Here is a 17,814-nt window from a genome sequence, read left to right on the forward strand (position 1 = left end):
TTCTGCGGCCCTTGTGGAACGCTGCTTTCCACCGGCCTCTTTCAAATGTTCTGACCCAAGGACCAAGACCCATGGCCTTTAAGCTAACCGACTACGAAGCCTATGACTTTGCCAACCGTCGCCACATCGGCCCGTCGCCCACAGAGATGGCGGAGATGCTGAAGGTGATTGGTTTCAAGACCCTGGATGAGCTGATCAACGCGACCGTGCCCGAAGCGATCCGCCAGCAAGAGCCGCTGGACTGGGGCCCGGCGATGACCGAACGCGATGCGCTGTTCCACATGAAAGAGGTGGCGAGCAAGAACAAGGTTCTGACCTCACTGATCGGTCAGGGCTATTACGGCACCACCACGCCTGCACCGATTCTGCGCAACATCCTGGAAAACCCTGCCTGGTACACCGCCTATACGCCCTACCAGCCCGAGATTTCGCAGGGTCGGCTTGAAGCGCTGTTGAACTTCCAGACTATGGTCAGCGACCTGACCGGCATGGATATCGCCAATGCCTCCTTGCTGGACGAGGCCACCGCCGCCGCCGAGGCCATGGCCATGGCCTTCCGTGGGGCGCGTTCCAAGGCGAATAACGCTGCCTTTTTTGTCGACCAGAACTGCCACGCCCAGACCATTGCCGTGATCCAGACACGCGCTGCCCCACTGGGCATCGACGTGGTGGTTGCCGATCCGGATGACCTGGATGCCGGTGCCGTCTTTGGCGCGATCTTCCAATATCCCGGGACCTATGGCCATGTGCGTGATTTCACCGATGAAATCACGGCCCTGCATGAACACAAGGGCATTGCCGTTGTTGCCGCCGACATCCTGTCGCTGGCGCTGCTGAAAAGCCCCGGTGAAATGGGCGCGGATATCGCCATCGGCTCGACCCAGCGCTTTGGCGTGCCCATGGGCTATGGTGGGCCACATGCGGCCTATATGGCAACCACCGACAAACTGAAGCGCGCCATGCCCGGCCGTATCATTGGTGTGTCGATCGACAGCCATGGCAACAAGGCCTATCGCCTGGCCCTGCAAACCCGCGAACAGCACATTCGCCGCGAAAAAGCCAATTCCAACGTCTGCACCGCGCAGGCGCTCTTGGCGGTCATGGCATCGATGTATGCGGTTTATCACGGCCCCGACGGCATCAAGGCCATCGCCCAGTCGGTGCACCGCAAGACCTCGCGTCTGGCGGCCGGGCTGGAAGAGCACGGCTTCAAGGTCGAACCAGAGGTCTTCTTTGATACCATCACGATTGAGGTTGGCCCGCTGCAGACAACCGTCATGGAGGCTGCAGTGGCCCGTGGCATCAACCTGCGCAGGGTGGGGGACACCAAGGTTGGCGTCAGCTTGGATGAGCAAACCCGCCGCGAAACAATTGAGGCTGTCTGGGGTGCCTTTGGCATCGACAAGAAAGACGACAGCCAGGCCAATCGCGCCTATCGTCTGCCCGATTATGCCCTGCGCGAAAGCGAATATCTGACCCATCCGATCTTCCACAAGAACCGTGCCGAGGCGGAAATCACCCGCTACATGCGCCGTCTTGCAGATCGCGATCTGGCGCTTGATCGGTCCATGATCCCGCTGGGGTCTTGCACCATGAAGCTGAACGCGACGGTTGAAATGATCCCGGTCACCTGGCCTGAATTTGGCAATCTGCACCCCTTCTGCCCGCAGGATCAGGCGCAGGGCTATCAGCAGATGATCGAAGATCTGAACGACAAGCTGTGCCAGATTACCGGCTATGATGCGATTTCCCAGCAGCCCAATTCTGGGGCGCAGGGTGAATACGCGGGCCTTCTGACCATTCGAAACTATCATGCGGCCCGCGGCGAAGCGCACCGCAATGTCTGTCTGATCCCGACCTCGGCCCATGGTACCAACCCGGCGACTGCCCAGATGGTTGGGTACAAGGTTGTGCCGGTTGTCGCGGATGAGGACGGCAATATCGACGTGGCTGATTTCCGGGCCAAGGCGGACAAGCACAGTGCCAATCTGGCCGCCTGCATGATCACCTATCCGTCTACCCACGGCGTGTTTGAGACCACCGTGCAAGAGGTCTGCCAGATCACCCATGATCACGGCGGTCAGGTCTATATCGACGGCGCCAATATGAACGCCATGGTCGGCCTGGCACGTCCGGGTGATATTGGCGGCGATGTCAGCCACCTGAACCTGCACAAGACCTTTTGCATTCCCCATGGCGGTGGCGGCCCCGGCATGGGACCCATCGGGGTGAAATCACACCTGACAGAACACCTGCCCGGCCACCCGGAATATGGCACTGCTGTTGGGCCGGTTTCGGCGGCGCCCTTTGGCTCTCCGTCGATCCTGCCGGTGTCCTGGGCCTATATCCTGTTGATGGGCGGCGCCGGGCTGACCCAGGCGACCAAGGTTGCGATTCTGAACGCCAACTATATCGCGGCCCGCCTAAAGGACGCCTACGGCGTGCTTTACACTTCGGCAACCGGGCGTGTGGCGCATGAATGCATCCTTGATACCCGGTCGCTGAATGACGAGGGCGGCATCACTGTGGATGACGTGGCCAAGCGCCTGGTCGATTCAGGGTTCCATGCGCCGACCATGTCCTGGCCAGTGGCTGGCACCTTGATGGTTGAGCCAACCGAGTCTGAGCCCAAGGCCGAATTGGATCGTTTCTGCGACGCCATGCTGTCGATCCGGAGCGAGGCGCAGGATGTCATCGATGGCAAGATCGACCCGCAAAACAACCCGCTGAAAAACGCCCCCCACACGGTGCGCGATTTGGTGGGCAACTGGGATCGACCCTATAGCCGCGAAGCGGCCTGCTTCCCGCCCGGCGCGCTTGGGGTGGATAAATACTGGTCACCGGTCAACCGGGTCGACAATGCCTATGGCGACCGCAACCTGGTCTGCACCTGCCCGCCGATGTCGGACTACGCAGAAGACGGCACCAGCTGACCAAGACGACCAAGGCCCGCCGCCCTGCCCATGGTGTGGCGGCGGGCGCTCCCCTTTGACATCGCGCGCCGCCCGACTGGCTGGGCGCGCCCGCAATCGGAGGAGGCCAGAATGACCGCCCACAGCCTATTATCACATCCTGCCGCTCCCTCTGATCAGGTGGCTATCTTGCTTCCAGAGGGAGCCCCCACAGGTGCGGGACAGGTGCTGGCGGATCTGCTGCTTGCGGCAAATGAAGTGATCCCGGAGGCGCAGTTTCGGGTGACGATCCAGCCTCTGTCGCAGGTGCAACACCCCAGCCGGGACGATCCGCGGCGCGCCATGAGCATCTTTCTTGGCGATATCCGGGCCCGCTGGCGGGTCAGCCGCCAGGACCGTGCCGCTCTGCAGGTGCTGTTGCAGCGCTCGGGCCAGCCGGTTCTGGTGGGCGGCGCGGTGTTCCTGCTGCGCGAGGCGGGGATGTTTGACAAACAGGCCCTGGCGGTGCATTCGAACTTTGCTGCTGCTGCCGAAGAAGAGGCCCTGCACGCGACCGAGACTGGCGCGCCCTACCATCTGGGTGATCCGGTGCATTCCGCTGTCAGCCCGCTGGCGGCGCTGCGTCTGCTGCAAGAGCTGATCGGCCGCACCTATGGCGCGTTCATGGCCGACGCGCTGGGGGAATATGTCGGGCTTGATGCAGGTGACAGCCGGTTGCAAAGCAAGGTCACCCTGGACATCTTGCACCGAGCGGGCGGCGACAGCCTGATCAGGCAAAGCCTGTCCCTGATGCAGCAGAACATGGAAGAACCGTTGTCAATCTGTGAACTGGCGCGCGAACAGGGCGTGTCGACCCGCAAACTGCAGCGCCGCTTCCGCGAGCGCACTGGCGGCGGGCCACAGACCGCCTATCGCCTGTTGCGGATAGAGCGGGCGCATCAGCTTCTCACCCATACCAGCCTCAACCTCTATGAAATTGTTGCGGCAACCGGGTTTGGCACCCGTTCTAATCTGTCGCGCTGGTTCCACAAACAGCTGGGTGTCAGCCCGCAGGTGGTGCGTCGCCGCGCCTATAGCGAGATGGCTCCGCCCTGCTGCACTGACGGCGCTGCGGGTCTGAAACGGATCTGACAGCTATTGCTTCCTGCCGGGGCAAAGCTTTTTGAAATAGGTCTTGAACCTCTAGTCGCTGAAGGGTCTATCTAGGGGAGGTCTTTACAAATTCCGAGGCCAGACCATGTCCCAAAACTGCTGTTCCCCCCGCTCTGCCGATATCACGCCTGCCGCACAGGATCCCGATCAGACTACCGCTGTGGCCGGGGGCTGCTGTGGCAGTGCCGGGGCGGTGCCCGTGATGGATGCGGGCCAGATGAAAGCGGGGCGCAGCTTTCGGGTGAATGGTTTGGATTGCGCCGAAGAAGTGGCGATTTTGAACCGGGCACTGGGGGGCGCGGTGGGCGGGGCAGCGCAGCTCGGCTTTGATGTGCTGAACGGACGGATGACACTGCTGGCCACGGCCACGCCGATTGCCGATGCCGAGGTGCTGCGCCTGGTGGCACAGACGGGCATGCGGGCCACCCCATGGGACGACGCCAGTGCCACGGCCGATCAGGCGGCGCATCTGACCCGGCAAAAACGGTTCACCGGCGCAAGTGCCGGGTTTTGGGCGGCTGGCCTGGCCTGGCATATTGGCCACTCTGGCGCAGGTGGCTTGGGGCAGCTCTTTGCCAGCCATGGCGCGCAGCCGGTGCCACTGCCGGAATTGGCGCTTTTTCTTGTGGCGATCCTGCTGGGGGTTTGGCTGGTGCTGCCCAAGGCCTGGTATGCGCTGCGCAATCTTGCCCCCGATATGAACCTGTTGATGGTGGTGGCGGTGGCTGGTGCGCTGACCCTTGGGGAATATTTCGAAGCCGCCACAGTTGCCTTTTTCTTTGCCCTGTCGCTGACGCTGGAATCCTGGAGCGTTGGGCGGGCACGCACGGCAGTGGCGGCCCTGCTCAACCTGGCGCCCCCTACGGCGCTGGTGCTTGCCGCTGATGGACGGGAGACAGAGATGCCCGCCGCCGAGGTTCAGATCGGGCAGCATTTTGTGGTGCGGGGCGGTGACCGGATCCCGCTGGACGGGCAGGTGATTGCCGGCGCCGGAGAGGTTGATCAAGCGCCCATCACCGGCGAAAGCGCCCCCGTGCCCAAAGAGGCCGGGGACGAGGTCTATGCCGGCACCATCAATGGTGAGGGCAGCCTGACGGTGGCGGCCAGCAAGGCTGCAAGCGACACGGTGCTGGCCAAGATCACCCGCATGGTGGGCGAAGCCCACGCGCGGCGTGCCCCAGTGGAACAATGGGTCACCAGATTTGCCCGTATCTATACCCCTGTGGTCATGGGGCTGGCCATGGCGCTGGCGGTGTTGCCGCCGGTGCTGATGGGGGGCGACTGGGGCTTTTGGGTCTATAATGCGCTGGTGCTGCTGGTTATCGCCTGCCCCTGCGCATTGGTGATTTCTACACCAGTGTCGATTGTTGCCGCCCTTGCTGCCTCGGCGCGGGCTGGGGTTCTGATCAAGGGCGGTGCCTATATAGAGGCCCCAGGCCGACTGGACGCCGTCGCCCTGGACAAGACCGGCACCCTGACCGAGGGCCGCCCGGAAGTGAGCGGCCTGTACCCGCTTGGGGGGGGCGATGCGGCGGATCTGTTGCAGGCTGCCGCCGCACTGGAGGCACGGGCCTCGCACCCTCTGGCGCAGGCCATTCTGGCCGAGGCGCAGCAGCAGGGGGTTGCCGTCGTGGCGGCCAGCGGCAGCCGGACCGTGCCGGGACGCGGCGTCGAGGGGCAGTTTCAGGGCCGCGCGCTCTGGCTGGGCTCGCCCCGGTTCGCCGTTGAAAAAGGGTTCGAAGCGGCGCTGCCAATGGCGCAGATGGCCGAGATCGAGGCGGCAGGCGCCACCCTGGTTGTTGTGGGTACCGATAGCGGGCTGTTAGGGCTGATCGCCCTGCGGGACCGGCTGCGCCCTGAGGCCCGCGAGACGGTGGCGGCGCTGCACCGGCTTGGCGTCAAGAAGGTGGTGATGCTGACCGGTGACAATGCGGTCACGGCCCGGGCCGTCGCGGTTGAAACCGGCATCGACGAAATCCACGCAGAGCTGCTGCCGGGCGACAAGCTGGCGGTGATCGAGCGACTGACCAAAGAGCATAAGATGGTGGCCATGGTCGGGGACGGGGTCAATGATGCCCCGGCGATGGCGCGGGCGCATTTTGCTGTGGCGATGGGGGCCGTGGGATCTGATGCCGCCATCGAGACCGCCGATATCGCCTTGATGAGCGATGACATCAGCCGCCTGCCCTGGCTGCTGCGGCACTCGCGTCGTACCATGGCGGTGATCCGGCAGAACGTCACGGTCTCGTTGGTGACCAAATTGGCATTTGCCCTGGCAACCGTCTTTGGCCTGGCCTCCATGTGGGGGGCGATTGCCGCGGATGTTGGGGTGTCGCTGCTGGTTGTGGCCAATGCGCTGCGACTGCTGCGCGTAAAGGAGATTTGATATGCTGACCATTGGCGCACTGGCCAAACGCACCGGCACCAAGGTGCAGACGATCCGCTACTACGAGACCATCGGCCTGATGCCTGAACCCGCCCGCAGCGAGGGCGGCCAGCGGCGCTATGACCTAGCGGAACTGGATCGCCTGGCCTTTGTTCGGCATGGGCGGCAATTGGGGTTCTCGCTGGATGCCATTCGCGATTTGTTGGATCTGGCCGATAATCCGGCCCAGTCCTGCGCTGATGCGGATTCGATTGCGCAGCGGCAGCTGAAACAGGTGGAGGATCGCATTGCCCGGTTGCAGGCGCTTCAGCTTGAACTGAAGCGGATGATCAGCGACTGCGGCCAGGATTCTGTGGCGCAATGCCGGGTGTTGGAGGTGCTGCGCAACCATTCTGAATGCCTGACCGATCACGAGGTAGGCAGCGACCGATCAATCGGCAGCTAGAGCATGACACAAGCAGGCCGCGCGATCGGGGGGCGTTCTTCGTGAAAGGCGAAATTCAAGCCTGTTGCCCTGTGGGGGCTGGGTCTTGTCGCCGTCTTCAGACGCTGCGCCCACCGTGATGGGCTTCGCCACGTTCGCGGGCCAGGTGCATCTGTTTCTGCCGCTCACGAAAGCGCGCCTTGTCGGCCTCTGAGGTTTCGTCAATGCACTGATGGCAAGACACACCGAGTTCAAAACTGGGGTGAGCCTTGTCTTCGGGCACGATCGGGCGGCGACAGCCGTGGCACAATTCATGCGGGCCTTCGACCAGTCCGTGGCCAACCGATACGCGGTTGTCAAAGACAAAGCATTCGCCCTGCCAGCTGCTCTCTTCGGGCGGGGTTTCTTCCAGGTAGCGCAGAATGCCCCCCTTCAGGTGATAGACGTCCTCTACCCCTTGGCTCAGCAGATAGTTGGTCGATTTTTCACAGCGAATGCCGCCGGTGCAGAACATCGCCACCCGCTTGTTGTGAAAGCGATCCTTATTGGCCTGCCACCAGGCGGGGAATTCACGGAAACTGGCCGTTTCAGGGTCAATGGCACCTTCAAAGGTGCCGATCTTGACCTCATAGTCGTTGCGGGTATCGATGACCGCGACATCCTCGGCCCGGATCAGATCGTTCCAGTCTTCTGGTTCGACATAGTGGCCAACCCTGGCCTTGGGATCGACATCGGGCTGCCCCATGGTGACGATCTCTTTTTTAAGACGCACCTTGATCTTGCCAAAGGGGGCGTGATCGCTTGTCGCCTCTTTCCACTCCAGATCAGCGCAGCCGGGCAGCGCCTTGATATGGCTCAGCACCGCCTCGATTCCGCTGGCAGGGCCTGCGATGGTGCCATTGATACCTTCCTGCGCAAGCAGCAAAGAACCGGTGACCTGTTGTTGCAGGCAAAGATCCAGCAGCGCCGGTTTCAGGGCGGCGGGATCGGTGAAGCGGGTGAAGTGATAGAGAGCTGCGATTCTGTACATACCGCGCCTTAGAACCACGCGGCAGATTTTTCAAGGAAAACCAATTGTGCACGGAAATATTGCGGCAATATGCCCGTTCTGCCGGAGGGAGTGGCGTATTTCCAGTGTGGCGTGACGACACGGTTCCCATAAAGATTGCAGCCGGGTAAAAGCTGGTATTACCGTGAGGAGTGGAACAGATGTCACAGGCACTGATCGTTATTGATGTACAGAATGATTTTTGCCCCGGTGGCGCCCTGGCCGTGCCCGATGGCGACGCCGTCGTGGCGCCAATCAATGCCATGATGGCAGATTTTGAAACCGTGATCCTGACCCAGGATTGGCATCCGGCGGGGCATTCTTCCTTTGCCAGTTCACATGCGGGAAAGGCACCGTTCGATCTGGTTGAAATGGCCTATGGCACCCAGGTCTTGTGGCCGGATCACTGCGTGCAGGGCCGCAAGGGGGCCAGTTTCCATGCGGATCTGGACACCAGCGGCGATCTGATTCTGCGCAAGGGCTTTCGCCGCCACATCGACAGCTATTCGGGCTTTTTTGAAAACGACCAACAGACCCCAACCGGGCTTGAGGGCTATTTGCGGACGCGGGGCATCACAGAGCTGACGCTGGTTGGTCTGGCGACCGATTTCTGCGTTGCCTACACGGCAATGGATGCAGCAAAACTGGGGTTTGATGTCAGTGTCGAACTTTCAGCCTGTCGGGCCATTGATCTGGACGGATCCCTGAAACGTGCCCTTGCAGATATGCATGCCGCTGGGGTGCAGTTGCCGACTGGTCCAGCCTAATACCCCAACGCGCGGGCGCAGGCGGGCTTTAGGGAATTTGAAACATTGCAAGCCTATGAATTTGGCATTGCGCGGAGGCAACAGGCAGGCATGACGAGGGACCAGGAAAGTGGGGCTGTGACAAGACCGCTGGACCTACATCACGAGAGATATAGCCCTGATGGGCTATTCCTGCGGTATGCCCGCGGTCAAATCAGGATATTGTGGTCGCGTGTCGCCTTTTATGTCGTGGGTAGCCTGATTCTCTGGGGTATTGTTTCACTGCAGGCAGCCGTGATCGCCCTGACAGTTGCCCTTTTGGCCGAAGCGATCGAAGCAACTTGCTTGCGTCTGGGATATAAACGGGTCAGCGCCGGTGCGTCCGGGCTGGTCTGGCGACGGATTACCACCGGGACAGCCTTGCTGCATGGAGGCGCTGTGGCCCTTTGCGCCACAACACCCGCTTGGGGCAATGCCTTGATGGGGGGCGAGGTCAACCCGGATGAGATTGCCTCTGTCTTTACCATCTGCCTGTTGGTGGGAACCGCCATTAATGTTGGATTGGTGTTTCCCTATCACCGCCCGGCAGCGATCGCGCGGCTCACTATCTTTTCGCTGACGCCAGTGGTTCTACTTTTTGTTGATATGGTTGATGTGGGCCACCAGCAGGTACAGTTGCAGGTGGCCGGCCTGGCGATTCTCTATGCTGGGCTGGGTTGGTTTTTAATTTTTGTGACCCGCAGTTTTGCCCGAACGCGGAGCATTCTGCTGACCCAGGCGCTGCAACAGCAGGAACTGGAAGGGGCATATGAACGCCTGGTAGAACAGCAGGCCGAAGCCAAGAAACTGGCCCTGGTGGCCCGTCACGCCAATGACAGCGTTATCCTTGTGGATCGAAATGGCGTGGCGCAATGGGTGAATGAGGCCTTTACCCGCATTACCGGCCATAGCTTTGGTGAAACCGTCGGGCGCAATCTTGGAACGTTGTTGAACCACCCTGATACCGATCCGGCCGCCATTCAGTTGATCGAAGACTGCCGGACTGCGGCCCGCCCAATCCGGGTGCAGGTGTTGAACCTGCACAAGGAGGGCCACGGGATCTGGATCGAAACCAATCAAGTGCCTATCCAGAATCACCAAGGCGAGGTGACCTCTTATATCGCCATTGAACGGGACATCACGGCGACCAAACAAAACGCGCAAAAGCTGGACGATGCCCGCCGCGCCGCAGAAGAAGGCGCGCGCGCCAAATCGGACTTTCTGGCCACGATGAGCCACGAAATCCGCACCCCGATGAATGGGGTGATCGGCATGGCGCAACTGCTGGAAGAAACCGACCTGGACGAGGACCAGAAGCTTTACTCCGATACTATTCTCAGCTCTGCCCGGACGCTGCTGGCCTTGATCAATGATATTCTGGATCTGTCCAAGCTGGAGGCAGGGCAAATCACCCTGAGCCCAACAAATTTTGACCTGCAGGCCTGTTTTGACGAGACCGTGCGCCTGCTGCGCAGTCAGGCAGAGATCAAGGGGCTGGAGTTGATCGTCGAGCAGGATGCTGATCTGCCCAGATCCCTTCATGGGGATGATCACCGGCTGCGACAAATTTTGATCAACCTGGTGGGCAACGCCATCAAGTTCACCGAAAAAGGCCGGGTCAAGGTCTCTGTCGAGGTGGAACCCACCAAGGATGCGGGCGTGTTGCTGCACTGTGCGGTGTCCGACACCGGGATTGGCATTCCGAAGGATATGCTCACCAGGATTTTTGAGCGCTTCTCGCAGGCAGATGCGGCCATCAGCCGCCGCTTTGGCGGCTCGGGGTTGGGGTTGGCGATTTCGCGGCGTCTGGCCGAGGCCATGGGCGGGCGGATTGCCGTCAGTTCGGAAATTGGGGCGGGGTCCTGTTTTACGCTGGTTCTGCCATTTGACGCTGCCACCGACAGCGTTGAAGCTGCCCTTTCGCTGGCACCAGAAGCGGGGAGCCGCGAGGATGAGCTGGCCGGGCTGCGGCTCTTGGTCGCCGAGGACAACCGGGTCAATCGCCTGTTGATCCAGAAATTCCTGAAAGACGCCGATTTGGAGCTGGAATTTGCCCATGACGGTGCCGAGGCGGTGGACAAGGCAGAGCATTTCAAGCCGGACATTATCCTGATGGATGTGAGCATGCCCGTGATGGACGGGCTGGAGGCGACGCAGATCATCCGGTCCTGGCCGCAGCCGCAGCCGGTAATCATCGCATTGACGGCAAATGCCTTTGACACCGACCGCAAGGCCTGCCTGGCAGTGGGCATGGACGAATTTGTGACCAAGCCGGTGAACCGAAGACAGCTACAGGATGTCCTGGCAACCTATTGGAGCGATAAGGCGCGGCGGCCACGCGCGGGCTGATCGCGCCCTGATTGCCTTGCTCTGACCGGTGGCCTAGCCTATCAATCCTTGACCCAACTTGCATGAGGCCGCCGGTGGATATCGCAACCCGCGTCTACAATCACAAATGGAAGATCGATCCGATCATCCGGTCGCTGATTGATACGGACTTTTATAAACTTCTGATGTGCCAATCAGTGTTTCGCAACAAGCCGGACACCGAGGTCACGTTCTCTCTGATCAACCGGACGACATCGGTGCCGCTGGCCCGACTGATCGACGAGGGAGAGCTGCGCGAGCAGTTGGACCACATCCGCTCTTTGTCGCTGTCCCGTGGCGAAAGCACCTGGCTGCGCGGCAATACCTTTTACGGCAAGCGCCAGATGTTCCGTTCGGATTTCATGGAGTGGTTCGAAGGCCTGCGCCTGCCGGCCTATCATCTGGAACGCATTGGCGATCAGTATGAGCTGACCTTTGAAGGCAAATGGCACGAGGTCATGCTCTGGGAGATTTCAGCCCTGGCGGTGCTGATGGAGCTGCGCTCGCGGGCGGTGCTGAACGACATGGGCCGGTTTGAATTGCAGGTGCTTTATGCCCGCGCCATGACCCGCGTCTGGGAAAAGATCGAACGCCTGCGTGATATCGATGGGCTGAGCATTGCAGATTTTGGCACCCGTCGGCGGCATGGGTTTCTTTGGCAGGATTGGTGCGTACAGGCGATGCGCGAAGGGCTGGGTAGTAAATTCACCGGCACCTCGAACTGCCTGATTGCGATGCGGCGCGAGGTCGAGGCCATCGGCACCAACGCGCATGAGCTGCCTATGGTCTATTCCGCCCTGGCGGCGGATGATGCCGCCTTGGCGCGCGCTCCCTACGACGTGCTGTCGGATTGGCATGAGGAACATGACGGCAACCTGCGCATCATCCTGCCCGATACCTATGGCACCCAGGGTTTTCTGGACCATGCGCCCGACTGGCTGGCAGGCTGGACAGGCATTCGCATCGACAGCGGTGATCCGGCAGCCGGGGCAGAGGTGGCGATCAAGTGGTGGCAGGACCGCGGCGAGGACCCGCAGGGCAAGCGCGTGATTTTCTCGGATGGTCTGGACGTGGACAAGATTGCCGAACTACAGGGGCAATTTGCGGGCCGCACCAAGGTTTCCTTTGGCTGGGGCACCCTGCTGACCAATGATTTCCGCGGTCTGGTGCCAGGGGATGCGCTTGCGCCTTTCTCATTGGTTTGCAAGGCGATCTCTGCCAATGGCAAACCCACTGTGAAATTGTCGGACAATCCGGAAAAGGCCATGGGCCCTGCGGCTGAAATCGCTCGCTACAAACGTGTTTTCGAGGTGGGCGCGCAAGAACGCCAAGACGTGATCGTCTGATTTGGCGAGGCAGCGATACGGCATTAGACAGACCGCCCCCGGTGCGAGCTATTTGGGGGGCAGGTCAATGTCCGCAAAGCGGGCGACGCGAACCCTTGCCCGAATATGACCAATGACTGCTGTCAGCCCGCTCGGTGGAAAAACAGCGTGTTGCTGGTGCAGAAAAATAGGCTTTGAGGGTGGCGCGAACGCCGTTTCTTTAGGCTTTTCTCGTTTGCTGCGGTGCAGGATAAATCTCGGCCAGTTTGCGGGGGTTTTAGGCGGTCGCGGCGAGGAGAAATTCGTCGGTTGCCCCGCATGGTCCGCGCAATAGGAGTCTGTTCAAACCAGGGGACGGGGCGGAGCAGCTACGGCGGAACTGTTTCAACTCGTGGCTTTTTGCCGCTGTTGTTCCCTGAGTGATGATGAAGAAGAGAATCGTCAGACATTCGGGTAACGGAGCGCCAGAGATCGCAGAGCCAGCAGCGGGGAAGCGGGCGTATGTGATTTGGGCTTCTGCATATTTTTCTAAGCTAAAACATGTGAATACAGGGTATTCAGGCGCTTATTGGGCGGCCATTCGGCAAGCCGGATGGGCCTGAACACGGTCCAGAAAATTTAGGTATGGATTTTGGATACAACATCCATTATGCAAAAGGGGAACCACAAAACCGGGGCTGCACGGCGCGTGAGAATGCGTTGGGAACAGCTTCACCAGGATGAATTCCTGCGAAGGCAGATGTTGCGATGCAGCCAGCTACAGCTCGAAAGCGAGCCCATTTTGATGCGAAGGAAAACTATTATGTCCAATATCTTCTCCGGAACGATGCCCGCGTTGATGACGCCGTGCAAAGCCGACCGCACGCCTGATTTCGACGCGCTGGTCAAGAAAGGAACCGAGATGATCGCGGCAGGGATGTCCGCCGTTGTTTATTGTGGTTCCATGGGGGATTGGCCGTTGCTTTCGGATGAACAGCGGATGGAAGGCGTTGAAAGGCTGGTGAAGGCAGGCGTTCCGGTTGTTGTCGGCACTGGCGCGATCAATTCAAAAGTTGCAACAGCGCATGCAGCCCATGCCCAAGCCGTCGGCGCGGCAGGTCTGATGGTTATTCCGCGGGTTCTGTCGCGTGGTTTATCGCCCATCGCACAAAAGAACCATTTCAAGTCGATCCTGAGCGCGGCACCGGATGTGCCGGCTGTGATTTACAACAGCCCCGTATACGGGTTTGCCACCCGGGCCGATCTGTTCTTTGCACTGCGGTCTGAGCATCCAAATCTGATCGGCTTCAAAGAATTCGGCGGAAAAGATGACCTGAGATATGCAGCAGAGCATATTACCTCGCAGGACGATCAGGTCACATTGATGGTTGGTGTTGATACCGAGGTTTTTCACGGTTTCGTCAATTGCGGCGCAACGGGCTCGATTACGGGGATCGGTACAGCGCTGCCAAAAGAGGCTTTGTTGTTGGCTGCGTTGTCGCAAAAAGCAGCTGCCGGACATGCCGAAGCGCGGATGCGGGCATTGGAACTGGAAGAAGCCTTCGGCGTTCTGTCCAGTTTTGATGAAGGCACGGATCTTGTGTTGTTCTACAAATACCTTCTCGTGCTGAATGGCGAAGAAGAATACCGCCTGCATTTCAACGAAACCGATGCCCTGTCGGATGCGCAGCGGAACTACTGCGAACAGCAATACGCCCTGTTCCAGACATGGTTTGCTGACTGGTCCAAGCAGGGTGGGATTATTACCGAATGCATGTAATCGACAACCACACAGGCGGGGAGCCAGCCCGCATGATCCTGAGTGGTGGCCCCGACTTTGGGTCGGGGCCTTTGTCGGAACGCGCGAAAGTGTTTGCAACGCAGCGCAGAGATTTTTACCAGTCCGTGACGATGGAACCTCGCGGTCAGACTGCGATGGTCGGTGCGCTATTGGATGATCCTGTCGATCCCGGTTGTGTCGTTGGCGTTGTCGAGAACTGCCTGTCCGGTGCAAATACGGTCTCCATCACCGACATTGCGCGCCTTCGCACTCATCGCGCGGCAGCCATGCTGCATTTCAACACGGACGATCCCCATAAAAACGGCATCTCCGACGCCCTTAATAACCAGAGCCGGAAGCAATTCGGCCGCAGCAATATTGCATGCTCCAATGGTGCCATGCTTCAACGTTCAACAGATCTGAGGACAACATGAAGATATCCAACTTTGTTACCGCAGGGGCAATTGCTCTTGCAATTTCAAGCCCCGTTCAGGCGGCTGAAGTCGAATGGAAAATGACCGCCGGCGTTGGTGAGGGGTCGTTTCTTTACCAAAACTTCATGGAACGGTTTGTTGGCAACGTCGACACCCTTACGCAGGGCCGGGTCGAAATCAAATCGTTTGGGGCGGGTGTTCTGGCCCCTGCGTTCAAAGCATATGAAACCGTGCAGGATGGCATCGTTGAAGCAGGGCATTCGACCCCCTCTTATCTGGTCAATCAGGATGCCACCAATGCGATCTTTGCCAGTTTCCCTGGTGGGATGTCCGCAGAAGCGACATTGCACTGGGTCTATGAAGGTGGCGGCGAAAAAATGTTGCAGGAATTCCGTCGTGAAGAGATGGGATTGCACAGCATTGTTGTCGGTATCGGCACCTCTGAAATCATGGCGCATTCGAACGTGAAAATTGAAACGGTCGAAGATCTTGCCGGGGTAAAGTTCCGTACTTCCGGTGCCTTTGCCGAAGTTCTGCAGAACGAATTTGGCGGGGTTCCGACGGTTGTGCCGGGGAATGAAATCTACACCCTGCTGCAACGCAAAGGCGTGGATGCGATTGAATGGTCTACTCCGGGTGCGAATATCACCGAAGGTTTCCACGAAGTTGCCCCCTATATGATCATGCCTGGTGTCCACCAGCCATCGTTCCTGTGGGAAGTGTTTGTAAAGGAAGAGACGTGGGACGCGCTTCCAGAGGATTTGCAGGCGTTGATCACAGCCGCGGCAAAACTGACAACATATGAAGGGTATACCCGTTTCGGTGACAGTGATGTACGGGCCATGGCCGATTTTCGCGAAACCAATGTCGAGCTGGTCGTGATGGATCGCGCAGAATCCGAAAAGATCCGCGAAGCGGGCCGGGGCTGGGCGCAGAGCGAAGCCAAAGCCCAAAGCGATGCAGGAAGCCAGCGGATGCAGGACGTGCTTGATAGCTACTTGGCATACCAATCGAACTGGGCAAAGAACACGAACTATCTTGTTCGTGACACCGCTGAGTAACGCATCAAAATCCGGGTGGTCGGCAGCAACGCCGACCACCCTGTCAGGAGGCCCACATGGCACTTTTACAAAACCTCTGTGAACGATTTTCAGAAGCGTTGGGTTTTTTTGGCCGCTTGGCCATCTTTGCTCTGATCGTTGCGATGCTTTACGAAGTCGTGGCACGATATGCATTCGGCGCCCCGACTTTGTGGGCTTTTGACATTTCCTACATGTTGAACGGGTCCATCTTTCTGCTTGGCGCGGCCTATTCGCTGCAAGAAGACGCGCATGTGCGCATCGATTTTCTGTCGCAAAAATTCCCCATGCGTGTTCAGCAACTTCTGAATGGGTCGGTCTATCTGCTGGTGATGGCCCCTATCTCATTTGCATTCACTTGGGTCGCCGCAACCAAAGCACTCAAGGCCTTTACCACAGCCGAAGTTGAAGCGGTCAGCCCCTGGGCTCCACTGGTCTGGCCATTTTACGCGGTAATTGCGCTGGGGCTTTTTGCCTTTTCGCTGCAGTTCGTTGCCGAAGCGGTAAAATACCTCTCTGGTCAAAAACAACCCGGAACCGCCGAGTCCGAAATAACCGAGTTGGAGATCTGATAGATGATACCCCTGCTGATGTTTGCCGCACTGTTTGTGCTTGTCTTTGCTGGAATTCCAGTCGCCTTTTCACTGATGATTATCGCAGTGAGTTTTGGCTATTTCGTGTTCGGTGATCTGATCTTTCTTCAACTCTACGGCCCGTTGCTGAGCACCGCGTCGAATTTCGTATTGGCGGCGATTCCGCTGTTCATCTTTATGGGCGCAGTCCTTGAACGATCCGGCATTGCGCGGCGATTGTTTTATGCGCTGCAGCTTTGGCTCGGCGGTCTTCCAGGTGGTTTGTCGCTTTCAACGATTACGATGTGTGCAATTTTTGCCGCCGCGTCTGGCGTTGTTGGTGCGGTTGAAATTGTCGTCGGGTTAATGGCAATCCCGCCAATGATGAAAGCGGGCTACAAAAATGATTTGATCGCGGGTACGATTTGCGCAGGTGGATCATTGGGCACGATTATTCCGCCCTCCGTTATCGTGGTTGTCTATGCCTCTATTGCCCAGCTTTCGATTGGCCAGCTTTTCGCGGCTTCTATCTTCCCGGGCATTTTGATGGTGGCCTTCTTTGTCGGCTACATTCTGATCCGTAGCCTGCGACATCCAGCTGATGCGCCGCCCTTGCCGACCCAGGACCGCGCAATCCCCTTGAAGGAAAAGGTGTCGGTATCGCTGACGGCGATGTTGCCGCCGCTTGCGCTCATTGTCATGGTGCTTGGTTCTCTTTTGGCGGGTATCGCATCAGCAACAGAAGCCGCCGCTGTCGGCGCCGCAGGTACGCTGGTGTTGACGATGATGTTTCGCGAACTGACCGTGAAACTGCTGATGGATTCTCTTGGGGTGACCCTGAGGATCACGGCAATGATCATGCTTATCATTGCGGGTGGCACCATGTTCACCAGCATTTTTGCGGTCACTGGCGGGGGGGATTTGGTCCGCGATACGGTTGAAACAATCGGCTATGGCAATGTCGGAATTATCGTGTTTTTCCTGACAGTGGTCTTCTTTTCCGGCTTTGTGCTGGATTGGGTGTCGATTGTTCTGATCTTCGTTCCGATCTTTGCTCCGATCGTAAAAAGCGCCGGTATTGATCCAATCTGGTTCGCGATGATGGTTCTTGTGGTCATCCAGACCTCGTATCTGACACCGCCCATGGCCCCATCGATCTTCTATCTGCGTTCAATCGCACCGAGCAGTATGACCTACGGGCAGATGTATCGTGGTGTGCTCCCCTTTGTTGGTGCGCAGATGCTGGTCTTGGTCGTGATCATTCTCTTCCCCGCCTTGGTGACATGGCTGCCCTCTGTCCTTGTGGGCCTCTAGTGGGGCAGCGCGACGTAATCGTCATAGGCGCAAGAGGTCTCGGCATCAGCGCCGCCCGGAAGCTGCAAGGTTGCAGCGCGCGGGTGCTGGACCTTGCTGGCGTCGCGCAGGGGGCCTCGGCGGCTAGTGCCGGGGCCTTTGCCTTTACCGATGTGGTGCCATTGGCCGCGCCGCTGTCATGGCGTTGGGTTCGATCATCTGCAAAGCCCCGAGGCAATTGCGGAGATCGAGCCTGGTCTGTACCCGCGCTTCACCCA

Annotated in this window: 13 protein-coding genes; 12 read left to right on the plus strand and 1 reads right to left on the minus strand. The window is 59.1% G+C overall.

The window, feature by feature from the left end; genetic code table 11:
- Window positions 1–71: 71 nt before the first annotated feature.
- The 4 genes from gcvP to ACN0VH_RS18075 all read left to right on the plus strand — a co-directional run bounded on the left by gcvP (window position 72) and on the right by ACN0VH_RS18075 (window position 6,895).
- On the plus strand, window positions 72–2,933 hold the full coding sequence (gene gcvP, locus ACN0VH_RS18060; RefSeq protein ID WP_417701709.1) for an aminomethyl-transferring glycine dehydrogenase: 2,862 nt from the start codon (window positions 72–74) through the stop codon (window positions 2,931–2,933).
- 111 nt (window positions 2,934–3,044) lie between these two features.
- Complete coding sequence (locus ACN0VH_RS18065) at window positions 3,045–4,043, plus strand: helix-turn-helix domain-containing protein (protein WP_417701711.1); 999 nt, start codon at window positions 3,045–3,047, stop codon at window positions 4,041–4,043.
- A 106-nt stretch (window positions 4,044–4,149) separates the two neighbouring features.
- Window positions 4,150–6,450 carry a heavy metal translocating P-type ATPase gene (locus ACN0VH_RS18070; protein WP_417701713.1) on the plus strand — a complete coding sequence of 767 codons (2,301 nt, stop codon included), beginning with the start codon at window positions 4,150–4,152 and terminating at the stop codon, window positions 6,448–6,450.
- Between the two features lies 1 nt (window position 6,451).
- Window positions 6,452–6,895, plus strand: a complete 444-nt coding sequence (locus ACN0VH_RS18075; RefSeq protein WP_417701715.1) for a MerR family transcriptional regulator — start codon at window positions 6,452–6,454, stop codon at window positions 6,893–6,895.
- A gap of 97 nt (window positions 6,896–6,992) precedes the next feature.
- On the opposite strand, the gene trhO is transcribed toward ACN0VH_RS18075, so the two are convergent.
- The gene (gene trhO, locus ACN0VH_RS18080; RefSeq protein ID WP_417701717.1) at window positions 6,993–7,904 is read right to left on the minus strand and encodes an oxygen-dependent tRNA uridine(34) hydroxylase TrhO; all 912 of its coding nucleotides are present in this window, start codon (window positions 7,902–7,904) and stop codon (window positions 6,993–6,995) included.
- Between the two features lie 179 nt (window positions 7,905–8,083).
- Between trhO and pncA the strand changes: the two genes are divergently transcribed.
- From pncA to ACN0VH_RS18120, 8 genes are all read left to right on the plus strand, one after another.
- Window positions 8,084–8,689 carry a bifunctional nicotinamidase/pyrazinamidase gene (gene pncA / locus ACN0VH_RS18085; protein WP_417701719.1) on the plus strand — a complete coding sequence of 202 codons (606 nt, stop codon included), beginning with the start codon at window positions 8,084–8,086 and terminating at the stop codon, window positions 8,687–8,689.
- Between the two features lie 273 nt (window positions 8,690–8,962).
- A complete protein-coding gene (locus ACN0VH_RS18090) occupies window positions 8,963–11,056 on the plus strand; it encodes a PAS domain-containing hybrid sensor histidine kinase/response regulator (RefSeq protein ID WP_417701721.1) in 2,094 nt (697 codons plus the stop codon).
- A 74-nt stretch (window positions 11,057–11,130) separates the two neighbouring features.
- Entirely contained in the window at window positions 11,131–12,420 is a 1,290-nt protein-coding gene (pncB, locus tag ACN0VH_RS18095) for a nicotinate phosphoribosyltransferase (RefSeq protein ID WP_278924106.1), read from the plus strand.
- Between the two features lie 778 nt (window positions 12,421–13,198).
- Complete coding sequence (locus ACN0VH_RS18100; protein ID WP_278924172.1) at window positions 13,199–14,158, plus strand: dihydrodipicolinate synthase family protein; 960 nt, start codon at window positions 13,199–13,201, stop codon at window positions 14,156–14,158.
- 32 nt (window positions 14,159–14,190) lie between these two features.
- A complete protein-coding gene (locus tag ACN0VH_RS18105) occupies window positions 14,191–14,592 on the plus strand; it encodes a proline racemase family protein (RefSeq protein WP_417701723.1) in 402 nt (133 codons plus the stop codon).
- The gene (gene dctP / locus ACN0VH_RS18110) at window positions 14,589–15,653 is read left to right on the plus strand and encodes a TRAP transporter substrate-binding protein DctP (protein WP_278924108.1); all 1,065 of its coding nucleotides are present in this window, start codon (window positions 14,589–14,591) and stop codon (window positions 15,651–15,653) included. Before ACN0VH_RS18105 ends, dctP begins: the two co-directional genes overlap by 4 nt.
- A gap of 56 nt (window positions 15,654–15,709) precedes the next feature.
- The gene (locus ACN0VH_RS18115) at window positions 15,710–16,243 is read left to right on the plus strand and encodes a TRAP transporter small permease subunit (protein ID WP_278924109.1); all 534 of its coding nucleotides are present in this window, start codon (window positions 15,710–15,712) and stop codon (window positions 16,241–16,243) included.
- Between the two features lie 18 nt (window positions 16,244–16,261).
- Window positions 16,262–17,557 (plus strand): TRAP transporter large permease, encoded by a 1,296-nt coding sequence (locus ACN0VH_RS18120; RefSeq protein WP_278924110.1) that lies wholly within the window; start codon window positions 16,262–16,264, stop codon window positions 17,555–17,557.
- Window positions 17,558–17,814: the final 257 nt, after the last annotated feature.

The sequence above is a fragment of the Pseudophaeobacter sp. genome (genome assembly GCF_048267565.1).
In the GTDB taxonomy this organism is placed as follows: domain Bacteria; phylum Pseudomonadota; class Alphaproteobacteria; order Rhodobacterales; family Rhodobacteraceae; genus Pseudophaeobacter; species Pseudophaeobacter profundi.